Source organism: Streptomyces sp. NPDC001507 (assembly GCF_042894765.1).
Classification (GTDB): Bacteria; Actinomycetota; Actinomycetes; order Streptomycetales; family Streptomycetaceae; genus Streptomyces.
Map to the genome: position 1 here is coordinate 468,914 of NZ_JBIAVV010000008.1, position 19,689 is coordinate 488,602.

The following is a 19,689-nucleotide window of genomic DNA, read 5'->3' on the forward strand; positions in this document are numbered from 1 at the left end:
CCTGTAGGACAGCCTGTAAGACAGACGTGCGCCGGCCGTGCCGCCCGCTCATGACCCGACTCCCGCCAGGTCGGCCAGGAAGGCGAGGGCCGCGCGCGCCGTGGCGTCGTTCTGCCGGAACGCGGGCCCTCCGGTGCGCGGCCGGGTGAACGCGCCGGGCGTACGGCCGTTCGTGAACGGCCCGAGCGCGAACCGCCGGGGATGCGGCCGCCCGGCCCCGTCGAGGATCCGCCCGTCGGCGGGGTCCACCCTGAGCAGCCCGTCGGCGGTCTCGGCGGCCTCGTCGGCGGGCAGCCCGCGCAGCAACGCGTCCCGGGCCCGCCCCACGGTGGGTTCGGGCAGCCGCGCCTCGACAAGTGCCCGCGCCTCCACCGCGAACCCGGGCACCGTGTCGGCGGACGCCCGGAACACCCCGTCCTCGGCCGTCACCGTCATCCCGGCGCCGACGAACCGCAGCACCCCCGCCCGGGACAGCGCAAGCATCTGCCGCAGCCGGGGGCCGGGCGGCCCGGAGGCGAGGTAGCTGAAGAACCCGTGCCACCAGGAGCCGATGTCGCCGAGGCGGACCAGCTGCCCGTAGACGGAGAGCAGTCCGAGGAAGACCGCCAGGTCTGCGCTGTACGCGGGGTCGTGCCTGCGGTCCAGGTCCGCCTCGATGTAGCCGCGCAGCTCCTCCTGGAACTCCTCGTGGGACCCGTACCGCACCCCGTCCAGCGGGTGGTCCAGGGCCGCGAGGTCGAGACGGTCGGCCGGATCGGGTACGGCGGCCGCCACCAGCGCCCGCACTTCCGCCTCGCCCTCGGCGGCGGCGTACTTCTCCTCGAAGTCCCGCCAGGCGACGGCCGTCCGCTCCGGGTGGACGGTGAACAGCCGGTGGTAGTGGGCGAAGCCCAGCTCCTTCGCCACCAGCGGCCACACGTCCCGCCGGAAGTCGAAGCCGTCCGGCCGGGCGAGCAGTGCGTCGATCTCGCCGGGGCCGAGGAAGCGGGGCAGCGGCGGGCGTTCGCCGGTCCAGTCGTACCCGATCTTCGAGTGGTACGGCACGCCGCGCCGCGACCCGACGTACAGCACCGGCTCCTGCCCGGACGGCACGTAGGTGTCGCCGTCGTAGTGGCCGCCCCGCCCCTCGGTGAGCAGGACCATCAGGTCGACGAAGGCGAGCCCGAATCCCCGCACGAGCACCGGTTCGCCGGGCCGCAGCGCGGACAGGTCGCTGTCGGCCGTGAAGTCGGGCGGCAGGTGGACCAGGCCGTGCGCGTCGGCGTACGCGGCCAACGCCGCCTGTTCCGGGTCGAGTTCGGCGTCCAGGTGGCCGAGGGCGAGGACGACGAGGTCGGCGAGGAGCGGACGCGGCCGGCCCTCCAGCCAGACCTGCTGGCGGCCCTCGCGCGGCCCGCTGACCCGCAGGGCCCGGCGCGGGTGGTGGTGGACGGTGATGCCGTCCGGGAGGTCGGCGACGGCGCGGTCGTGGACGTGGCGCAGGTAGCGGCCCTGGATCTGCCGGTCGGCGAAGGTGCGGCCGTCCAGGCCCGCCCACTCGTGCAGGGTGGGTCCCTCCCGCACCGGCCCGGCCATCCGCACGGTCTCGTCCGTGAACATGGTGACGTCCTCGGCGTGCGAGTTCATCCACAGCAGCGGCGACTGGGCGGCCCGCCAGATGCGTCCGGCGCCCGGCGGATGCGGGTCGACCAGGTGGATGTCGAGACCCGGACCGGCGTACAGCTCGGGCGCGTTTGCTGCGATCCGCTCCAGGAGTCCGGTCCCGCGCGGCCCGGCTCCCACGATCACCAACTGGGGTCTCATCGGGCAGCCCCGGGCCCGGGTATGCCGAAGGCGGGGAGGGTGGCGGTTGTGGCAAGGGTCTCGGAAGACATGCGAAGGCTCCGTGGCGGATCAATCGAACACGGTGGACGCGCACACGGGGGTGCGGGTGCCTTCACACGGAGCGCCGGAGTACGGCGCTCTTACGGCCGAGCCCCTCAGCAGGGCCGTCCGTCGACTCTACGGTGCCGTTTCCCCTCGTTGTCAAGGGTGTCCAGAGTGTGAGCGGCGCGTCTCAGGTCAGTTGACGGAAAACCGGAGACCTGTTCCACTTGGCCCATGCATCCGCAGCAGTGGCTGGTCACCCGCTCCCACATCGACTTCGGTCGAGTGTGGTCCTGTTCCTGTTGAGCTGACCCCCTGCGCCCCGCGAACAGCGGGGACTCCCCGCGTTCCCCCTTCGCCTTCACACGCACACCCCCTCCCTCGCAACAAACGCCCAGTTCACGCGCCCCGTAAAGGGCGCGGGGAACTGCGCGAGCAACCACACACAACCAGCACTCGCCACACAACCCGCGCGCCGTCGAAGCGAAAGGCGCCCGGGCGTCCCAACAGGTACAGCGCGACAGCGGGGTCCAGCGTGATCCGGCCGGAGTCGAGCGCCACGGTCGTCGTGGTCTGTCCGGTGGGGAGAAGCTGAGCACGTTCCCGATCAGCTCGGCGAGGAGATGGGCGATCTCGCGACGACCGCGCCGGTGAGGCGGGCCGGCTCCACCCGGCGCAGGGTGACCCGGCGGTACTCCTCCGAGGCCGAGCCGGCCGCGGGCGGCGTCGGTGGCCTTCGGCCGAGGCGTTGCGGTGGGCGGAGATCTGCTCGGCGGCCGCGACGCCCGGCAGCGTCAGCAGGACGGCGAGGGCCAGGGCCAGGACCCTCAGGAGCCCGGTGCGATTGGTGGAGTGCCTTCATCACGAGGCGAGTTGATGAAGGTGCGGAACCCGGGGAAAAATGGTTCTGCGCTCCGGCCAACGAACCTCTTCGGGCAGCGGTCACCCGATCATGTTTTTGTTTTACGTCACGGAAACAGGATCAAGGCGAATCCCGAGACGGCGGCCCCGGCGCCGCACTTCCGTATACGGTGACGGCCCTCACCCCGGTTGACGCCGCCCGCCGCCGCACCCGCGCGGGCGAGGTTCTCCTGAGTGTGCGTCAGACCGCCCCCGGAGGCAGCCCGAAGAGGCCCGGAAGGCGCGACAAGGGGACTTCGGACCGCCTCCGCCCGTTCACCCGGACGCACCGCCCATCACCCGTACGCCGGGAACAATCATATTTCACTCTCAGTCAGCAGACGTGTGAGCTAACGCCCTTGGGGTACCTGGGCTCTCGACGTTTTGGCTCTGCACCAGTACCGTCACAAACCCCCCGTGCGGCGTCTATCCACTTGGCGCGACATCCGCATCATGGACGACCATAGGGATGCGGAAGCAAGAAAGACCGCTGTGAGAGGAGGCGTCCATGGGATCGGTACGCAAGGCGAGTGCCTGGCTCGGCCTCGTCGACGACAACGATGACGAGCGCTACTACGACGACGACTACTCCGAAGGGACCGAGCAGCCCGGGGATGCCTGGGTCACCGACCCGCGGGTCAAGGTGGCCACGGACACCGCCGAGGAGAAGGGCCGCCGGATCGGCACGGTCACCCCGGACAGCTTCCGGGACGCCCGCGCGATCGGCGAGCTGTTCCGCGAGGGCGTGCCGGTCATCGTGAACCTCACGGCCATGGAGCCGGGCGACGCCAAGCGTGTCGTCGACTTCGCGGCCGGGCTGACCTTCGGCCTGCGCGGCACGATCGAGCGGGTCGCCAACCGGGTCTTCCTGCTGACCCCCGCGAACACCGAGATCGTCAGCGGTGAGCCGGCCAGGCGCCGCGAGGACGGCTTCTTCAACCAGAGCTGAGGCAGGGCCTTCACCGGCCCTGCCCCCGCCGCGGGGTTCACCGGAAGGCGTCGAGTCCGGTGAGTGCCTTGCCCAGCACCAGCTGGTGCATCTCGACGGTGCCCTCGTAGGTGAGCACCGACTCGAGGTTGGTCGCGTGCCGCATCACGGGGTACTCCAGCGAGATCCCGTTCGCCCCGAGGATCGTCCGCGCGGTACGGCAGATCTCGATGGCCTCGCGTACGTTGTTGAGCTTGCCGAAGCTGACCTGCTCGGGACGCAGGCGACCGGCATCCATCCGCCGCCCCAGGTGATGGGCGAGCAGGATCCCCTTGTGCAGTTCGACGGCCATGTCGGCGAGCTTGGCCTGGGTGAGCTGGAAGCCGCCGATGGGGCGGCCGAACTGCTCGCGTGACTTCGCGTAGTCGACGGCGGTCTCGAAGCAGGTGCGTGCCGCGCCCATGGCGCCCCACACGATCCCGTACCGGGCGTGCGACAGACAGCTGAGCGGCCCCTTGAGTCCGGTGACCTCGGGCAGCACGGCATCGGCGGGCAGCCGCACGTCGTCCATCACCAGCTCGCTGGTGACGCTGGCCCGCAGCGACCACTTGTGCTTGATCTCCGGCGCCGAGAACCCGGGTGTGTCCGTGGGCACGGCGAACCCCCGGATCCCGTTGTCCGTCTGCGCCCACACGACGGCGACGCCCGCGACCGACCCGTTGGTGATCCACATCTTCCGCCCGCTCAGCACCCAGTCGCCGCCGGCGTCGCGCCGGGCGTACGTCCGCATGGCGGCGGGGTCGGACCCGTGGTCCGGCTCGGTGAGCCCGAAGCACCCGATGACGTCACCGGCGGCCATGCCCGGCAGCCACCGCTGCTTCTGCTCCTCGCTCCCGAACCGGTGGATCGCGTACATGGCGAGCGAGCCCTGCACGGACACGAGGGACCGGATCCCCGAGTCGGCGGCCTCCAGCTCCAGGCAGGCGAGCCCGTACTGCACGGCGGAAGCACCGGCGCACCCGTACCCGCTGAGCGACATCCCGAGGGCCCCGATCGACCCGAGCTCCTTCGCGAGCTCCCTGATGCCGGGCAGCTCCCCGCTCTCGTACCACTCGGCGACGAACGGCAGCACCCGATCCGCCGCCCAGCTCCGCACGGTCTCCCGTACGGCGAGATCCTCCGGCTCCAGAAGATCGTCGATCCCGAGCGGGTCACCGGCATCGAACGGAGGCAGCTTCACGGACGCGGACATTCAGAACCCTCCCAAAACTAGCAGCGCTAGTTGCAGTCTCCCTGTTCCCGTACCCACGCACCACCCGTGCGGGTCACCTCAGAAGGCGAACTCTCCCGTGGCACGCCCTCACCGTCGGCAACCACACGCACACGCCCATCCACGAATCCACCGCCCACCTCCACCCCCGCACCCGCACCCGCACCCGCACCCGCACCCGCACCCGCCGACGGCGAACCACCCCCACAGGTCGCCCCACCCCTCCCCCAACCCGCACGGGCGGTGCGTGGATGGGAGAAGTTCTGACCCGCACCCGCCAATGGCGACCCACCCCCACGGGTCGCCCCCACCGACGGCGAAGGCCCCGGTCGGCTACGCGGAGACGCGGGAGCGTTCCGCCTCTCTCGGGGCAGGGAGGTCCACCGACGCCGCGGCGTCCTCGCACTGCATCGCCCGCGGCAGGCGCAGCGCCATCACCGCCCCCAGCAGCAACAACCCCGCACTCACCAGCAACGTCACATGCAGCCCGTGCACATAGGAGTCCCGCGCCGCCCGCCGCAACGCCGCCCCCGCCGACCCGCCCAGCCGCCCGGCCACCTCGTACGCCTCGCCCAGTGAACGCCCCGCGGACGCGGACGCCGACGCCGGCACCCCCGGCACCCCGGCCAGCCCCGGCGCGTACGCCGCGTTCATCACGCTGCCGAGGAGCGCGATCCCGATCCCGGCGCCCAGCTGGTACGACGTCTCGCCGATCGCCGCCGCCCCGCCGGCCTGCGCCGCCGGCGCCTCGCTCAGCATCGACTCGTACGCCCCGAAGAGCGTGGTCTCCAGGCCGAAGCCGAGCAGCAGGAAGCCGAGGAGCAGCAGACCGGCGTTGTCGGTCCCGCCCATCGGCGTCAGCGTGAGCACCGCCGCCGCGGTCAGGCAGAAGCCGAAGCACACCATCCGGCGCGGCCCGAACCGCCGCAGCAGGCGCGCCCCGGCCAGCCCCGCCGCCATCGCGGCGAGCGTCAGCGGCAGCAGCCGCAGCCCCGTCTGCAAGGGCGAGAGGCCCAGCACCAGTTGCAGGTACTGCGCGGCGATCAGTTCGAGACCCACCAGCGCCAGCATCGCCAGCACGATGCAGCCCACCGCCGTGCAGAACGCCGGCCGCGCGAACATCTTCAGGTCGACCAGCGGGAACGTCCGCCGCCGTTGCCGTCGTACGAACAGCACCAGCAGCAGCGCGCCGAGCACGAGCGGTGCCACCGTCAGCGCACTGCCCGCCGGCTCGCCGCCGCCGAGGCGCTTCACCGCGAACACCACGCCGAACAGGCCGACCGCCGCCATCAGCGCGCCGAGCACGTCCCAGGGGCCGTCGCGGTCGCCGTGGGACTCGGGGAGGAGGAGACGCCCGACAGGAAGGCTCACCAGCATCAGCGGGATGTTGACCAGGAAGACGGAGCCCCACCAGAAATGTTCGAGGAGGAAGCCGCCGAGGAGGGGGCCGACGGCCGCACCGACCGCCGCCACCGCGCTCCAGATACCGATCGCGAGGGCCCGCTCACGCCGGTCGGGGAAGACCGCCCGGAGGATGGAGAGGGTCGCGGGCATGATCATCGCGCCGCCGACCCCGAGCAGCGCCCGGGCCCCGATCAACGCCGCCGCGCTCGGCGCGAGGGCGGCCGCCGCGGAGGCGATGCCGAAGAGGGTGTAGCCGAGGAGGAGGACGCGCCGCCGGCCCACCCGGTCGCCGAGCGTGCCGAAGAGGATCAGCAGCGAGGCGCAGACGAGCGGGTAGACGTCGACGATCCAGAGCAGTTCGATGGCGCCGGGCTTGAGGTCCTCGGTGACGGAGGGCATCGCGACGTGCAGCACGGTCGCGTCGAGGGCGACCAGCAGCAGGCTGACGCAGAGGACGACGAGGACGACCCAGCGGTTGGCACCGGCAGCGGCCCTGGACACCGCACGACGGCGCGGTCGTACGGCGGCCGTGGTCGTCCCGGACATGTACGTACCTCCCAGATGGTCACTCGCGTGGGCGGACCGGCGGGGTGGGGACTCCCCGTCGTACGGCCGGAGAGGAGCGGGGTCTCCGGCCCGCGCGGACGAACGCGAGTGACATGTCAGCGTACGCGAGTCCGCTGCGGGGGCACGTGGCGGACCTCTCACACGCTCCGGAGAACTCATGTGGCGTACGCCACTGCCCCGCGCCGACTGCGGCGCGGGGCAAAGGAGCGCGGGGCACTGCGCGCTCAGCCCCCACCGGTCTGCGGCCGGGCCCGAAGCGCCGTGGCCCCCGCGGTCCGTCGTGGCCGGTCGCGCAGTTCCCCGCGCCCCTTGCAGGGCGCTGATCACGCCGCCGCGGGGCAGTGGCGTACGCCACCTCCTCGCTCCGCACCCCGCCCGCGCGAACCCCGTGGTTCCGCGGCCCGTCGATAATCGAGGCCGTGACCGATCTTGAAACGCCCGTGGCGGCACCGCACACCCCCGCCCTGCGCCGGGCGGCGCCGGCTCTGCTCGGGTACGCGGCCGTACGCGCCCTCGGCCTGGCCGTGCTGGCCGGGTGGAGCGCGGCACGGGGCAAGAGCGCTTACACCTTGTTGACGGCACGCTGGGACTCGCTGTGGTACACGCGGGTCGCCGAACTGGGCTACGGCTACCAGGTGCGGCTCCCGAACGGCGACGTCCACTCCAACCTGGCCTTCTTCCCGCTGCTGCCCTGGCTTGAGCGCCTGTTGCACGCGCTCGCTCCCCTGTCGTACGCCGACGCCGGCTTCACGGTGAGCCTGCTCGCCTCGCTCGCCGCGGCCTGGGGGATCTTCGCGGTCACGGACGTCGTGTACGGCCGGCGGGTGGGGGTCTGCGCGGTGCTGGTGTGGGCCGTGCTGCCCGTCGGGATCGTGCAGTCGATGGCGTACAGCGAGTCGCTGTTCACGGCGCTGGCCGCGTGGTCGCTGTACGCGGTGCTGACCGGCCGGTGGGTGGCCGCCGGGGTGCTGGCCGCGCTGGCGGGACTGACCCGGCCGGTGGGGCTCGCCGTGGTGGCGGCGGTGTGGGCGGCGGCGGTGGTCTCGTTCGTGCGGGATCGCGGCAGGGGCGCGCGGGACGGTGGTACGGCGCAGCCGGACGGCGCGCATGTCACCGAACGCGCCCCCGACGCGGCCGGACGGGCTCGGGCAACCGGCGCACCACAGGCAGCACGCGCCCCCCACGTCACCACCACTGCCGCCCCCGCCGCCCCCGCCTGGCGCCGCGTCCTCGGCATGCTCCTCGCCCCCGTCGGCGCCGCCGCCTATGTCCTGTGGGTCGGCCACCGCACCGGCCGGGGTCCACTCGGCTACCTGGACGTCCAGGCGGGCTGGCGCAACGGCTTCGACGGCGGCTATGCGTTCGCGCGCTTCACGGCCGACAAGTTCACGTCATTTCCGTCCGCTCTCGCCGGAGCGGGTTTGATCCTCGGCGTCGGCCTGCTGCTGTGGCTCTACGTGACCGGCGTCCGCCAGCGGCAACCGCTGCCCCTGCTGGTCTACACGGGTGTCGTCCTCGCACTCGCGCTGTGCGCGTCGAGCTACTTCGGGTCCAAGCCGCGGCTGCTGATGCCGGCCTTCCCGGTGCTGCTGCCCCTCGCCGGGGCCCTCGCCCGGCTGCGCACCGGCAGATCGGCGCTGGTCACGGCGGGTGTGGCGGTGGCCTCGGCGGTCTATGGCGCGTTCTGGCTGAACGGCTCCGGACCTCCATGATCATTGCGGTGGCCCCGATGAGCAGCGGGAGAATTCCACCCCATGCTTTGGTTAACGAATTCATAAGTGCCATAAAACGGCGACCCGACATGATCAAAGGAATTGAAGGGCGGACCCGCCGCGGATTACGGAATCCTTAGAATTCGGAGACCTCCTGAGAGGTTTCCCACATCACATCGTCATCACAAAGCCGCTGTTTCGTCCGGGAACAGAGCTCACTCGCTGTAACGTCGATTGGGTGCGTACCGAACGAAACCTCACCCGTCTGGACCGGGTGTTCGCCAGGCTGGACCGTGAGCCGGAACGGCCGGCCCACATTGATGTGCCGAAGATGAGCCGGCACCGGGTCGTGTTGTTCACCGCGACCCTCGCCTTCTACCTGGCGATCGTGTGGGCCGTCGTGATCACGTCCTGGCTGGTCCGGCTCGACTGGCAGGTCATGTTCTTCCGGCCGTACCAGCAGTGGGCGGGAATCCACTGGTTCGTCGACTACTACGTGGTCCTCGGCCAGCGCGGCCCGACCGCCGTGATGGTCGCGGCCTGGCTGGGCTGGCGTTCATGGCGGCAGCACACCCTGCGCCCGCTGCTCACCCTCGGCGCCTCGCTGCTGCTGCTCAACATCACGGTCGGCGCCGCCAAGCTCGGCATGGGGCGCCTCGGACCGCACTACGCGACCGTCATCGGCTCGAACGAGATGGGCCTCGGCGGCGATATATTCCCCAGCGGACACACCGCCAACGCGGTGGTGACCTGGGGAATTCTGGCATATCTGGCCTCCACCCCGAGAGCCCGCCGCTGGCTCTCCGCCGCCTCGGCTGTCACCTCCCTCGGCGTCGGCATGTCCACCGTCTACCTCGGTACGCACTGGCTGAGCGACGTGTTGCTGGGCTGGGCGGCGGGGCTGCTGATCCTGCTGGCGCTGCCGTGGTGCGAGCCGTTCATCGCCACCGCCGAGACCTGGCTCTTCGACCTGCGCGACCGCTGGCGCGCCCGCCGCGGCAGCACGGTGCCCGCAGCGGTCCCGGTGCCGGTGGTCCTCAAGCCGCGCCCGGCGCCCGTCGAGCAGGCGGCGCCGGAACGTGAACCGGTCTCCCTGTCCCGTCCGCCCAGGGCCCCGATCCACCTGGCGCCCGGCCCGCACACGGCCCGCTCGGAGCGCACCCCGGTGACCCCGGTGGGCAGCCGTCGTCCGCAGCACCCCGAGCGGCCGCCGCGCGGCACCCCCGCCCAGGCGGCCCGCCCGCTGACGGGCGGCTGACGGCCGTACGGAGGCGTCGGCGGGGTCAGGTACGCACAGCCGGCCCCCGGCACCGCGAAGGCCCCGGTTCCCCACTGCGGGAACCGGGGCCTTCACCGTCGTACGGTCAGCCCTTCCAGGCGCGCGCCACCACGCCGTCCCGTACCTCGAAGTTGAGCCGCCCCTGCCGGTACTCCATGGTGATGATCGCGCCCGGCGGCAGCGAGCGCACGGTGGTCCATCCGCGCTGCCGGGCGAGCCGTTCCGCGTCGCCCGCGTCGCGGCCTACGTACCCTTGCGGGCTGTCCTGGGGCTCCGTCGGCGGAGCGGTGTCCGGTGCCATGCCGCCCACGCTAGGCCGCTTCCGGCGGCGGCGGAAGCCGGAGTCCCGCGTCCGCCCCCGGTCACACTTCTGTCACAGAACCACGACACGCGTTTCGGTCGAACTCCGTCACACGTATGAGCGGTTCCCTGCGTCTTCCTGGCGCATTCGAGCGCAATTCCCCGATGCCGGTAGGGTCTTCCGAAAAGCCGCCGGAAAGAGCCGGGAGCGGGGATCCGGGACGCTCCGGCGCCTGCATTCCATTTCGATTCCGACGGTCCGCGCCGAAGCTGACACCGCATAAGAGATTCACCGGTTCGGCACAGAACCCCCGTACCACGCGGGTAGGACCGGCGTTGCGGCAACGTGAACTCGGAGCGTGCCGTCCGCACGTGAATCGCCCTCACATACGGGCACTCACCCCCATTCGGAGCATGTACATGCCCCCACAAAACGCACCGAGCCCCGCCCGGTCGGACCGGGCGGGGCAGAGTGGTGCGGGGCAGGGGTTCGCGTCAGAGCGCGAGGCGCTGCCCGGGCATGATCAGGTTCGGGTCGTCGCCGATGACGGCCCTGTTGGCGGCGTAGAGGCGCTGCCAGGTGGTGCCGTGCCGCTCGGCGATCCGGCTCAGGGTGTCGCCCTCTCGGACGGTGTAGTCGCCCTTGGCCGAGGTGCGGCCGGTGCCTGCCGTCGAGCGCTGCGGCGCCTTCGCCGCGGGGGCCGACTTCCGGATGGTCGACGTTGCCGACGACTTCGTCGACCTGGTCGCCGACTCCGTGCTGCTCCTCGTGCTCGCCGAGGCGCTCTCGGGCGCCGAGCCGGTCGCCCCGGCCCGCCCCGAGCAGACCGGCCACGCGCCCCAGCCCTGGGCGTGCTGGACCTTGGTGGCGACGGCGATCTGCGCTTCCCTGGAGGCCTGGTCGGCCGTCGCCGCGTAGGCGGTGCCGCCGTACGCGCGCCAGGTGGAGGCGGAGAACTGGAGTCCGCCGTAGTAGCCGTTGCCGGTGTTGATGTGCCAGTTGCCGCCGCTCTCGCACTGGGCGATGCGGTCCCACACTCCGTTGTCCGCCGCCGCGGCGTTGCCGGTGGCTGCCAGCAGGCCCAGCGGGGCGAGCAGCGCCGCTCCGGCCAGGGCGGCCGTCGTACGGCCCTTGCGGGAGCCGTTCTTGTTCGCGGCGGTCTCACGGGTGGTATCGGCACACTCGGACATGTATTTCCCTCTCCACGTACCCGGGGTCCCCCGGGCGGGACGCGGTCCCCGCGCAATGGACGCGGTTCCTCGCGCTCGCCCCGTCCGCCGCGGCCGGTACTGCGGTGGTGCTCTGCCTGGTGCCGGCCGGCGGACGTACCCGAGCGGTGCTCGCTGCACACGGCGGAGGAATCTAGAGATCGGGAACGCCCGAAATCAACCAACTCCCTGTCGGGCCAGGCCAGTTCGGTGTTACCGTGGGTAGCGGCGATTTCCAGCCACCCACTACATTCCAGGATTTCGTGATTTGTCGACCACGGGTTCGACGGATCTGTGATTCACTTCACCGCGTCAAACTCCTTTGGCTTGCGAAGAGTTGACGGGGAGTGCCGGATTCCGCACGACGGGTGACCCTGCGCAGTGGATGGTTCGATCCCGATCCCCCCAATGCGTGACCCCCACCACAGATCGCCCGTTGTCTTCTTCATGAGCCCGCAACCCCGGGGGCTCACGGACCGGGAGCGACCCGGGCCTTCACGTACCGCATCCCGAGGGAGCCACCGTGCCGCGCATGCTCGACGTCAGCGACGAGGTACGCGCCGAGATCGGCGACGAAGAAGCCGACCGGCTGCTCGCCGGAGACAACGCCCCCGGCAGCTACGACTGCACGTCCTGCCGCACCCCGGGCGACTCCGAACAGGAGCGCACCAGCACCGTCCTGTTCATCGGCGAGGAGACCGCCGTCCTGGCCTTCGCCCACGCCACCTGCCTGCCCTCGCAGGTCGTCCAGGTCACCGAGGAGCAGCTGCAGGGCGCGGTCCGCTCCATCAGCGGCGACGGCGCGCCCGGCGGCGGAGCGCGGAAGTCCGTGCCCGAGCAGGCGGTGCTCGGGGTGACCAGCGGACTCGTGCTGATCGCCGGGGAGTTGCACCCCGCGCTGGTCGTGGAGCCGACCTCGCCGGTCGTGCGGCCCGGCACGGACGGGGTGGGCGACGACTTCCTGCCGCTCCTCATCGAGCAGGGCTTCATGCCGGTGCCGGAGCTGGCGGCGGTGCCGCCGGTACTGCACGGGTGGTCGGTGCTGCTGGCGGTGGGTCAGCTGCACGCGGTGCTGCAGCCGGGTCCGGTGGGCGGGCAGCCGGTGGCATGGTGGCAGGCGCATCAGCCGCTGCAGGTGACCGACGGGTGGCGGGCGGCCGCCAACAAGCACCAGCAGGTGCTGATGTTCGCGGCGCCGGTGGGGTCGATCGGGCGGCAGCCCCGGGAGGATCTGCTGCGCGACGCGATCGACAAGGCGGCGGCGAACGGGAAGCTGGTGGCGGCGGCGTTGCCGCTTGCCGGGGTCTGAGAGGCGCCCGAAGGGGCGGCAGCTGTGGCGCGTGGGCGGCTGCGGGTACGTCGTGGCTGGTCGCGCAGTTCCTCCCCCAGCCTTCGGCCGGGGGTACCCCCAGCGCCCTGAACGAGCGCCTCAGGGCCGCATCTCTTTGAAGGCCTGGTCGTTTGGACATACGTGCACGCATACGACCTTCCTCCCCACCGGCCGTCCTTCTCCGCCGTTCCCGCTGCCCGGGTGGCTCCGGAGGCCCCGGGCGGGCTCTCGGCCACGCCGATCTACGACTCGCTCTACACGGAGTGGGTCAAGGCCTTCCGTACGCTGCCGGGTGATCGCAGCGGGGAGGAGTCCATGGGGTTCGTCGCCTTCGGCACCGCCCCGTTCAGTACCGGCACCCACGGTCTGGGGTCGTACGGGGGGAGCTCGTACAGCGCATACAGTGCGGGTGCCTACAGCGCCCGCAGCAGCGGGCAGCCGCAGCCGCCACAGTGGCAGCGGATCGGGACGCTCGGGCGTGCCCAGGAGAACGGGATGGCACCCGTGCCGGTGGCGCTTCCGCCGGCGCCGCGCCGGGGGATGTGACGCAAGGGGAGAGGGGGGGCCACCGGATTCGGTGGCCGCCCCTCTCCCCTTGCGTTCCTACTTCTTCTTCGCGCCGCGCTTCTCGCGCACCCGCACGGAGATATGGATCGGCGTGCCCTCGAAGCCGAACTCCTCGCGCAGCCGGCGCTCGATGAAGCGGCGGTAGCCCGCCTCGATGAAGCCGGAGGCGAACAGCACGAACCGCGGCGGCTTGGTGCCGGCCTGGGTGCCGAACAGGATGCGCGGCTGCTTGCCGCCCCGGACCGGGTGCGGGTGCGCCGAGACCAGCTCGCCGAGGAAGGCGTTCAGGCGGCCGGTGGGAACGCGGGTCTCCCAGCCGGCGAGGGCGGTCTCGATGGCGGGGACCAGCTTCTCCATGTGCCGGCCGGTGCGGGCCGAGACGTTGACCCGGGGAGCCCAGGCGACCTGGCCGAGCTCGGTCTCGATCTCGCGCTCCAGGTAGTAGCGGCGCTCCTCGTCGAGGGTGTCCCACTTGTTGAAGGCGAGGACGACCGCGCGGCCCGCCTCGACGGCCATGGTGACGATCCGCTGGTCCTGAACCGAGATGTTCTCGGAGGCGTCGAGCAGGATGACCGCGACCTCGGCCTTCTCGACGGCGGCCGCGGTGCGCAGCGAGGCGTAGTAGTCGGCGCCCTGCTGCAGGTGGACGCGCTTGCGGATGCCGGCGGTGTCGACGAACTTCCAGGTGACCCCGCCCAGTTCGATCAGCTCGTCGACCGGGTCGCGGGTGGTGCCGGCGATCTCGTTGACGACGACCCGCTCCTCGCCCGCCACCTTGTTGAGGAGGGAGGACTTGCCGACGTTCGGGCGGCCGATGAGGGCGATCCGGCGGGGGCCGCCGATCCCGGCGGCGCCGAAGGTCTGCGCGGGCGCGTCGGGCAGCGCCTCCAGGACGGCGTCGAGCATGTCGCCGGTACCGCGGCCGTGCAGGGCGGAGACCGGGTGCGGCTCGCCGAGGCCCAGGGACCACAGGTAGGCCGCGTCGGCCTCGCCGCTGGGGCCGTCGACCTTGTTGGCGGCCAGCACGACCGGCTTGCCGGCCTTGCGCAGCAGCCGTACGACCGCCTCGTCGGTGTCGGTCGCGCCGACCTTGGCGTCGACGACGAAGACGACCGCGTCGGCCGCCTCGATCGCGTACTCGGCCTGGGCGGCCACGGAGGCGTCGATACCGAGGACGTCCTGCTCCCAGCCGCCGGTGTCGACGACCTTGAAGCGGCGGCCCGCCCACTCGGCCTCGTAGGTCACGCGGTCCCGGGTGACCCCGGGCTTGTCCTCGACGACGGCCTCGCGGCGGCCGATGATGCGGTTGACCAGGGTCGACTTGCCGACGTTGGGGCGGCCCACGACGGCGAGGACGGGCAGCGGGCCGTGCCCGGCCGCCTCGATGGCGCCCTCGACGTCCTCGATGTCGAAGCCCTCTTCGGCGGCGAGCTCCATGAACTCCGCGTACTCGGTGTCACCGAGCGCCCCGTGGTCGTACTCGTGCTCAGCCGAGTCGCCGGGCTGGCTGTGGTCGTTCATGAAGTCCGTACCTCGTCGTTCATCGTGGTGATCGGTGGACCGGCCGCCGCAGAAAGGGCTGATCCACTACTAAGTCTCGCCCTAGGGCCTGTGGGCCTGTCCGGCGGATCCTGCCGGAGACGCGGGGTGTGGCACGCGCATCACACCCCGCTCAACCGAGAATAAGGGGCACCGCTGCTTTCCTCCGACTTGATCCGCCGGACAGGCCCTAGCGTCCGGTCAGACGCCTGGCGTTTTCCAGGTGGCCGGCGAGCTGCTTCTGGATGCGCTCGGTGGCCTCGTCCAGGGCCTTGCGGGTGCGCCGGCCGGTGCCGTCGCCCGCCTCGAAGGGGTCGCCGAAGACGACGTCGACGCGGGACCGCAGCGGGGGCAGCCCCTTTATCAACCGTCCCTGCCGCTCGGAGCTTCCCAGTACGGCCACCGGGACGATGGGCGCCCCGGAGCGCACCGCGAAGTAGGCGAGCCCGGCGCGCAGGGCGGCGAAGTCGCCGTCGCCGCGGCTGCCCTCGGGGAAGATGCCGAGCACTCCCCCGGCCTCCAGCACACCGAGCGCCCGGGTGATCGCGGTCCGGTCGGCGGACTGGCGGTCCACCTTCAGCTGGCCGATCCGGGTCAGGAACGGGTCGAGCGGCCCGACGAACGCCTCCTTCTTGATGAGGAAGTGCGTCGGCCGGGGCGAGACGCCCATGACCATCGGGCCGTCGATGTTGTGCGAGTGGTTCACGGCGAGGATCGCCGGGCCCTGCGCGGGCAGCTTCCAGGAGCCGAGCACGCGCGGCTTCCACAGCCCGTACATCAGGCCGACCCCGATGCGCCGTCCGGTCTCGGCGCCGCGCTGCGACGGAACGCTCACTTCGCGGCCCGCTTCTCCTCGACGAGGGTGACGACGCACTCGATGACCTGGTCCAGCGTCAGCTCGGTGGTGTCCACCTCGACCGCGTCACCGGCCTTGGCGAGCGGCGAGGTCTTGCGGGACGAGTCGGCGGCGTCCCGCTTGACCAGGGCCTCGCGGGTGGCGTTGACGTCGGCGCCCTTCAGCTCGCCGCTGCGGCGGGCCGCGCGGGCCTCCGGGGAGGCGGTGAGGAAGACCTTCAGGTCGGCGTCGGGCAGCACGGTCGTGCCGATGTCGCGGCCCTCGACGACGATGCCGTGCGCGGCGGCGCGGGCCAGCGTCCGCTGCAGTTCGCTGATCCTGGTCCGCACCTCGGGTACCGCGCTGACCGCGCTGACCTTGGAGGTGACCTCCTCGGTGCGGATCGGGCCGGAGACGTCCACGCCGTCGACGGTGATCGTCGGCTTGACCGGGTCGGTGCCCGAGACGATCTCCGGCTTGCCGGCCACCGCGGCGATCGCGGTCGGGTCGGTGAGGTCGATGCCGCTGTTCACCATCCACCAGGTGATCGCCCGGTACTGGGCGCCGGTGTCCAGGTAGCTCAGGCCGAGCTGCTCGGCCACGGCCTTGGACGTGCTCGACTTGCCGGTGCCCGAGGGGCCGTCGATCGCGACAATCACGGGCTTTACGGCGCCGTTTTCCACGGGTGGACACCTTCCGGGTGCAGGTGGTGGGTGATGTGCGGGCGGCGGTGCGCCCCGCACAAGGTTACCGGCCCCGGGGACCGCCGTTCTCAGCGCTACTGCCGCAGCGCCCAGCCCCGGTCCCGCAGCGCAGACGTGAGCACGGGCACCGCCTTCGGCTCCACCCACAGCTGGACTAGACCGGCCTGCTGACCGGTCGCGTGCTCGATCCGCACGTCCTCGATGTTGACGCCGGCCGCCCCGGCGTCCGCGAAGATCCGGGCCAGCTGTCCTGGCTGGTCGTCGATGAGCACCGCCACGACCTCGTACGCCCGCGGCGCCGAGCCGTGCTTGCCGGGTACCCGCACCTGGCCGGCGTTGCCGCGGCGCAGCACGTCCTCGATGCCGGCCCCGCCCGCGCGCCGCTTGGCCTCGTCCGAGGACTGCAGGGCGCGCAGGGCGCCGACCGTCTCGTCGAGGTCGGCGGAGACGTCGGCGAGCAGGTCGGCGACCGGGCCGGGGTTCGCGGAGAGGATGTCGATCCACATCCCGGGGTCGGAGGCGGCGATCCGGGTGACGTCCCGGATGCCCTGTCCGCACAGCCGCACGGCCGACTCGTCGGCGTGCTCCAGGCGGGCGGCGACCATGCTGGAGACCAGGTGGGGCATGTGGGAGACCAGGGCGACGGCGCGGTCGTGGGCGTCGGCGTCCATGACGACCGGCAGGGCCCGGCAGAGCGAGACCAGCTCCAGGGCGAGGTTCAGCACCTCGGTGTCGGTGTCCCGGGTCGGGGTGAGCACCCAGGGCCGGCCCTCGAAGAGGTCGGCGGTGGCCGCCAGCGGACCCGACTTCTCCCGGCCGGACATGGGGTGCGTCCCGATGTACGACGACAGGTCCAGGCCCTTGGCCTCCAGCTCCCGGCGCGGGCCGCCCTTGACGCTGGCCACGTCGGCGTAGCCGCGGGCCAGGCCCCTGGTCATCGCGTCCGCGAGGACGGCGGCGACGTGGGCGGGCGGGGCGGCGACGATCGCCAGGTCGACCGGCCCGTCGGGCGCCTGGTCGGTGCCGGCGCCTAGCGCGGCCGCGGTGCGGGCCTGCTCGGGGTCGTGGTCGGCGAGGTGGACGACGACGCCCCGCTGGGCGAGGGCGAGCGCGGCGGACGTACCGATGAGACCGGTCCCGATGACGAGCGCGGTCCTCACTGGGCGATGTCCTTGCGCAGGGCGGCGGCGGCGCCGAGGTAGACGTGGTTGATGTCGGCGCGGGGCCGCTCGGACTCGATGTGCGCCAGTATCCGCACGATGCGGGGCATGGCGCCCGCGATGTCCAGCTCCTGGGCGCAGATCAGCGGCACGTCGACGATGCCGAGCTTGCGCGCGGCGGCCGCCGGGAAGTCGCTGTGCAGGTCGGGAGTGGCCGTGAACCAGATGCTGATCAGGTCGTCGGCGGTCAGGCCGTTCCGCTCCAGGATGGCCGTGAGGAGTGCTCCGACCTGCTCGTCCATGTGGCCGGCCTCGTCCCGCTCCAGCTGGACGGCCCCCCGGACCGCTCGTACCGCCACGGTGCTGCTCCTGTTCTGACGTCGCCCTCTTGCTCCGTCCAGCGTAGTCAGGCCGCCGCCGGACCCGTGCGCCGTGCCCGCCCGCTGAGACGTCCTAGTCCTTCCGCGCGGCCGGAGCGGACTTCGCGAGGGTTTCCAGGAGCCCGCCGAGCGAGCCGCCGCCCTGGCCGTGGCTCATCGCGCCGATCAGCGTGGTCAGCATCCCGGCGCCCTCGCCGTCGTCGCCCAGGAGGCTGCCGAGTATGTTTTCGAGGTCATCGCCTGCCATGGCCCCAATGTCACGCGTACGACCCAATTCCGCTACTCGGGGTGAACCGCTCCTGTGCGCCTCTGCACGCCGGGCCCGTCGGTCCGCTCTCATGGCAGACAGACCCGCCTCGGGGAGGCCCGCCATGAAACGCCCCGGTCCGTTGCTGACCCTGCTCGCGGGTCTGCTGCTCGGCCTGCTCACGCTGACGCTCGACGCGACGGCGGGGACGAGGAATCTCTCCTCCCCGGCCCAGTCGCCGCCGAAGATCGCCGACGCCCCTTACGCCGGCCGCACCGACGCCGACCCGTCCCGTCCCGGTCCGCGACGCGGGGCCGTCAAGGGACCGGGCCTGTACCGGGCCACGGCGACCGTGCGCGGGGCGAAGGCCGACGGCGGCTGGATCGTGCTGGCCGGCATCCGGCCGTGACCCGAGGGAGCCGACCATGACCGTCGACCCGAACGCCGCCGCCCAGAGCTGGCCGCCGCCCGAGCCGAACCGCCACGGCCCGCACCCCGTCCGCTATCTCGTCCCCGTCCTGGTGGCCGGTGCGGTCGCGGTCGCCCTCGGCGTGTACGGCAGGGTCCACCACCCGACGGGGCGCGTCTTCGGCCTCGGCGCCTTCAGCAGCACGTTCGCGGGGAAGTCGTGGCTGGCCTCGATCGCGGTCCTCTTCGCACTCGTCCAGGTGGTCTCCGCGCTGATGCTGTACGGCAGGCTGCCGGGACCGCGCTGGGCCTCGGGTCTGCACCGCTGGTCGGGGCGGATCGCCTTCCTGGTCGCCGTCCCCGTGGCGGTGCACTGCCTGTACGCGTTGGGCTATCAGACGTACGAAACACGCGTTTTGTGGCACTCCATCCTGGGTTGCTTCTTCTTTGGTGTTTTCAGTGCCAAGATGCTGCTGCTCCGCTGGGAGCGACTCCCTGGCTGGCTGCTGCCGATCGTCGGTGGGCTGGTGTTCGCCGTGCTCACGCTCGTCTGGCTGACGTCCGCATTCTGGTTCTTCCGCACGTTCGGGGTGACGACATGACCGACGGCTCCACTCGACGCACCGTGCTCACGACGGGTACCGCGGCGCTAGCCGCGACCTGCGTGGGCTGTGGTGGCAACAACGGCAACGGCTCCTCCAGCTCGTCCGGGACGCCGACCTCGTCCGGGACGCCCGCCTCCCCCGCGTCACCCACCGCCGGGTCGTCCGCCTCCGGGTCGGCGAGCGCGGCCTCCGGGAAGGCGCTGGCGCAGACGAGTGACATCCCCGAGGGCGGCGGCACGATCTTCAAGGACCAGAAGATCGTGGTGACCCAGCCGACGAAGGGTGAGTTCAAGGCCTTCTCGGCGATCTGCACCCACATGGGCTGCACCGTGGACAAGGTGGCGGACGGCACCATCGACTGCCCCTGCCACGGCAGCAAGTACCACATCGCCGACGGCTCGGTCGCCCACGGCCCGGCGACCAGGGCGCTGCCGGCCGAGTCGATCACGGTGAGCGGAAATTCGATCACCATGGGCTGA

19 protein-coding genes and 1 pseudogene are annotated in these 19,689 nt (G+C 71.9%); 8 read left to right on the forward strand and 12 right to left on the reverse strand.

Annotated features, from left to right (window positions below):
• Positions 1 to 48: 48 nt before the first annotated feature.
• Together ACFY0K_RS27190 and ACFY0K_RS27195 are read right to left on the reverse strand one after the other, a co-directional pair.
• Positions 49 to 1,803 (reverse strand): FAD/NAD(P)-binding protein, encoded by a 1,755-nt coding sequence (locus tag ACFY0K_RS27190; protein ID WP_390642031.1) that lies wholly within the window; start codon positions 1,801 to 1,803, stop codon positions 49 to 51.
• A gap of 543 nt (positions 1,804 to 2,346) precedes the next feature.
• Positions 2,347 to 2,445, reverse strand: a pseudogene (locus ACFY0K_RS27195) (ATP-binding protein); the annotation flags it as partial.
• Positions 2,446 to 3,274: 829 nt separating this feature from the next.
• Here ACFY0K_RS27195 and ACFY0K_RS27200 point away from each other — a divergent pair.
• Entirely contained in the window at positions 3,275 to 3,715 is a 441-nt protein-coding gene (locus ACFY0K_RS27200) for a cell division protein SepF (RefSeq protein WP_293991899.1), read from the forward strand.
• A 37-nt stretch (positions 3,716 to 3,752) separates the two neighbouring features.
• Here the strand turns inward: ACFY0K_RS27200 and ACFY0K_RS27205 are convergent, their stop codons facing one another.
• Positions 3,753 to 4,946: an acyl-CoA dehydrogenase family protein gene (locus ACFY0K_RS27205; protein WP_352363576.1), complete on the reverse strand. Its 1,194-nt coding sequence runs from the start codon at positions 4,944 to 4,946 to the stop codon at positions 3,753 to 3,755.
• A gap of 351 nt (positions 4,947 to 5,297) precedes the next feature.
• Positions 5,298 to 6,914, reverse strand: coding sequence for an MFS transporter (locus tag ACFY0K_RS27210; RefSeq protein WP_390642032.1), 1,617 nt, complete (start codon positions 6,912 to 6,914; stop codon positions 5,298 to 5,300).
• Positions 6,915 to 7,354: 440 nt separating this feature from the next.
• On the opposite strand from ACFY0K_RS27210, the gene ACFY0K_RS27215 reads away from it, so the two are divergent.
• Both ACFY0K_RS27215 and ACFY0K_RS27220 read left to right on the forward strand, forming a co-directional pair.
• Positions 7,355 to 8,647, forward strand: a complete 1,293-nt coding sequence (locus ACFY0K_RS27215) for a mannosyltransferase family protein (RefSeq protein ID WP_390642033.1) — start codon at positions 7,355 to 7,357, stop codon at positions 8,645 to 8,647.
• Between the two features lie 238 nt (positions 8,648 to 8,885).
• A complete protein-coding gene (locus tag ACFY0K_RS27220; RefSeq protein WP_390642034.1) occupies positions 8,886 to 9,905 on the forward strand; it encodes a phosphatase PAP2 family protein in 1,020 nt (339 codons plus the stop codon).
• A gap of 106 nt (positions 9,906 to 10,011) precedes the next feature.
• Here the strand turns inward: ACFY0K_RS27220 and ACFY0K_RS27225 are convergent, their stop codons facing one another.
• A complete protein-coding gene (locus ACFY0K_RS27225; protein WP_093504858.1) occupies positions 10,012 to 10,227 on the reverse strand; it encodes an I78 family peptidase inhibitor in 216 nt (71 codons plus the stop codon).
• A 494-nt stretch (positions 10,228 to 10,721) separates the two neighbouring features.
• Positions 10,722 to 11,417, reverse strand: a complete 696-nt coding sequence (locus ACFY0K_RS27230) for a transglycosylase family protein (RefSeq protein WP_390642035.1) — start codon at positions 11,415 to 11,417, stop codon at positions 10,722 to 10,724.
• 541 nt (positions 11,418 to 11,958) lie between these two features.
• Between ACFY0K_RS27230 and ACFY0K_RS27235 the strand changes: the two genes are divergently transcribed.
• Together ACFY0K_RS27235 and ACFY0K_RS27240 are read left to right on the forward strand one after the other, a co-directional pair.
• The gene (locus ACFY0K_RS27235) at positions 11,959 to 12,744 is read left to right on the forward strand and encodes a hypothetical protein (protein ID WP_390642036.1); all 786 of its coding nucleotides are present in this window, start codon (positions 11,959 to 11,961) and stop codon (positions 12,742 to 12,744) included.
• Positions 12,745 to 12,906: 162 nt separating this feature from the next.
• Positions 12,907 to 13,311 (forward strand): hypothetical protein, encoded by a 405-nt coding sequence (locus ACFY0K_RS27240; protein WP_390642037.1) that lies wholly within the window; start codon positions 12,907 to 12,909, stop codon positions 13,309 to 13,311.
• 57 nt (positions 13,312 to 13,368) lie between these two features.
• Here the strand turns inward: ACFY0K_RS27240 and der are convergent, their stop codons facing one another.
• The 6 genes from der to ACFY0K_RS27270 form a co-directional block, all read right to left on the reverse strand.
• A complete protein-coding gene (der, locus tag ACFY0K_RS27245; RefSeq protein ID WP_390642038.1) occupies positions 13,369 to 14,853 on the reverse strand; it encodes a ribosome biogenesis GTPase Der in 1,485 nt (494 codons plus the stop codon).
• A gap of 208 nt (positions 14,854 to 15,061) precedes the next feature.
• Positions 15,062 to 15,649, reverse strand: a complete 588-nt coding sequence (locus ACFY0K_RS27250; RefSeq protein ID WP_390642077.1) for a lysophospholipid acyltransferase family protein — start codon at positions 15,647 to 15,649, stop codon at positions 15,062 to 15,064.
• Between the two features lie 53 nt (positions 15,650 to 15,702).
• Complete coding sequence (cmk, locus tag ACFY0K_RS27255) at positions 15,703 to 16,389, reverse strand: (d)CMP kinase (RefSeq protein WP_390642039.1); 687 nt, start codon at positions 16,387 to 16,389, stop codon at positions 15,703 to 15,705.
• Positions 16,390 to 16,484: 95 nt separating this feature from the next.
• Positions 16,485 to 17,570 (reverse strand): prephenate dehydrogenase, encoded by a 1,086-nt coding sequence (locus tag ACFY0K_RS27260; RefSeq protein ID WP_390642040.1) that lies wholly within the window; start codon positions 17,568 to 17,570, stop codon positions 16,485 to 16,487.
• The gene (gene aroH / locus ACFY0K_RS27265; RefSeq protein ID WP_390642041.1) at positions 17,567 to 17,929 is read right to left on the reverse strand and encodes a chorismate mutase; all 363 of its coding nucleotides are present in this window, start codon (positions 17,927 to 17,929) and stop codon (positions 17,567 to 17,569) included. The genes ACFY0K_RS27260 and aroH overlap by 4 nt, the downstream gene beginning before the upstream one ends.
• 94 nt (positions 17,930 to 18,023) lie before the next feature.
• On the reverse strand, positions 18,024 to 18,197 hold the full coding sequence (locus tag ACFY0K_RS27270; protein ID WP_351962401.1) for a hypothetical protein: 174 nt from the start codon (positions 18,195 to 18,197) through the stop codon (positions 18,024 to 18,026).
• 124 nt (positions 18,198 to 18,321) lie between these two features.
• On the opposite strand from ACFY0K_RS27270, the gene ACFY0K_RS27275 reads away from it, so the two are divergent.
• The 3 genes from ACFY0K_RS27275 to ACFY0K_RS27285 are packed head-to-tail and all read left to right on the forward strand — an operon-like array spanning position 18,322 to position 19,689.
• Positions 18,322 to 18,606: a hypothetical protein gene (locus tag ACFY0K_RS27275; RefSeq protein WP_390642042.1), complete on the forward strand. Its 285-nt coding sequence runs from the start codon at positions 18,322 to 18,324 to the stop codon at positions 18,604 to 18,606.
• Between the two features lie 16 nt (positions 18,607 to 18,622).
• The gene (locus ACFY0K_RS27280; RefSeq protein ID WP_390642043.1) at positions 18,623 to 19,207 is read left to right on the forward strand and encodes a DUF6529 family protein; all 585 of its coding nucleotides are present in this window, start codon (positions 18,623 to 18,625) and stop codon (positions 19,205 to 19,207) included.
• Positions 19,204 to 19,689 carry a Rieske (2Fe-2S) protein gene (locus ACFY0K_RS27285; protein WP_351962403.1) on the forward strand — a complete coding sequence of 162 codons (486 nt, stop codon included), beginning with the start codon at positions 19,204 to 19,206 and terminating at the stop codon, positions 19,687 to 19,689. The genes ACFY0K_RS27280 and ACFY0K_RS27285 overlap by 4 nt, the downstream gene beginning before the upstream one ends.

Excerpts from the sequence above, each read along its gene's own strand:
- ACFY0K_RS27280 (WP_390642043.1), top strand. The coding sequence starts at position 18,623 with ATGACCGTCGACCCGAACGCCGCCGCCCAGAGCTGGCCGCCGCCCGAG.
- ACFY0K_RS27275 (WP_390642042.1), top strand. The coding sequence starts at position 18,322 with ATGAAACGCCCCGGTCCGTTGCTGACCCTGCTCGCGGGTCTGCTGCTC.
- ACFY0K_RS27210 (WP_390642032.1), bottom strand. The coding sequence starts at position 6,914 with ATGTCCGGGACGACCACGGCCGCCGTACGACCGCGCCGTCGTGCGGTG.
- ACFY0K_RS27285 (WP_351962403.1), top strand. The coding sequence starts at position 19,204 with ATGACCGACGGCTCCACTCGACGCACCGTGCTCACGACGGGTACCGCG.
- ACFY0K_RS27190 (WP_390642031.1), bottom strand. The coding sequence starts at position 1,803 with ATGAGACCCCAGTTGGTGATCGTGGGAGCCGGGCCGCGCGGGACCGGA.
- ACFY0K_RS27205 (WP_352363576.1), bottom strand. The coding sequence starts at position 4,946 with ATGTCCGCGTCCGTGAAGCTGCCTCCGTTCGATGCCGGTGACCCGCTC.
- ACFY0K_RS27230 (WP_390642035.1), bottom strand. The coding sequence starts at position 11,417 with ATGTCCGAGTGTGCCGATACCACCCGTGAGACCGCCGCGAACAAGAAC.
- der (WP_390642038.1), bottom strand. The coding sequence starts at position 14,853 with ATGAACGACCACAGCCAGCCCGGCGACTCGGCTGAGCACGAGTACGAC.
- ACFY0K_RS27270 (WP_351962401.1), bottom strand. The coding sequence starts at position 18,197 with ATGGCAGGCGATGACCTCGAAAACATACTCGGCAGCCTCCTGGGCGAC.
- ACFY0K_RS27250 (WP_390642077.1), bottom strand. The coding sequence starts at position 15,649 with ATGTACGGGCTGTGGAAGCCGCGCGTGCTCGGCTCCTGGAAGCTGCCC.
- ACFY0K_RS27225 (WP_093504858.1), bottom strand. The coding sequence starts at position 10,227 with ATGGCACCGGACACCGCTCCGCCGACGGAGCCCCAGGACAGCCCGCAA.
- ACFY0K_RS27200 (WP_293991899.1), top strand. The coding sequence starts at position 3,275 with ATGGGATCGGTACGCAAGGCGAGTGCCTGGCTCGGCCTCGTCGACGAC.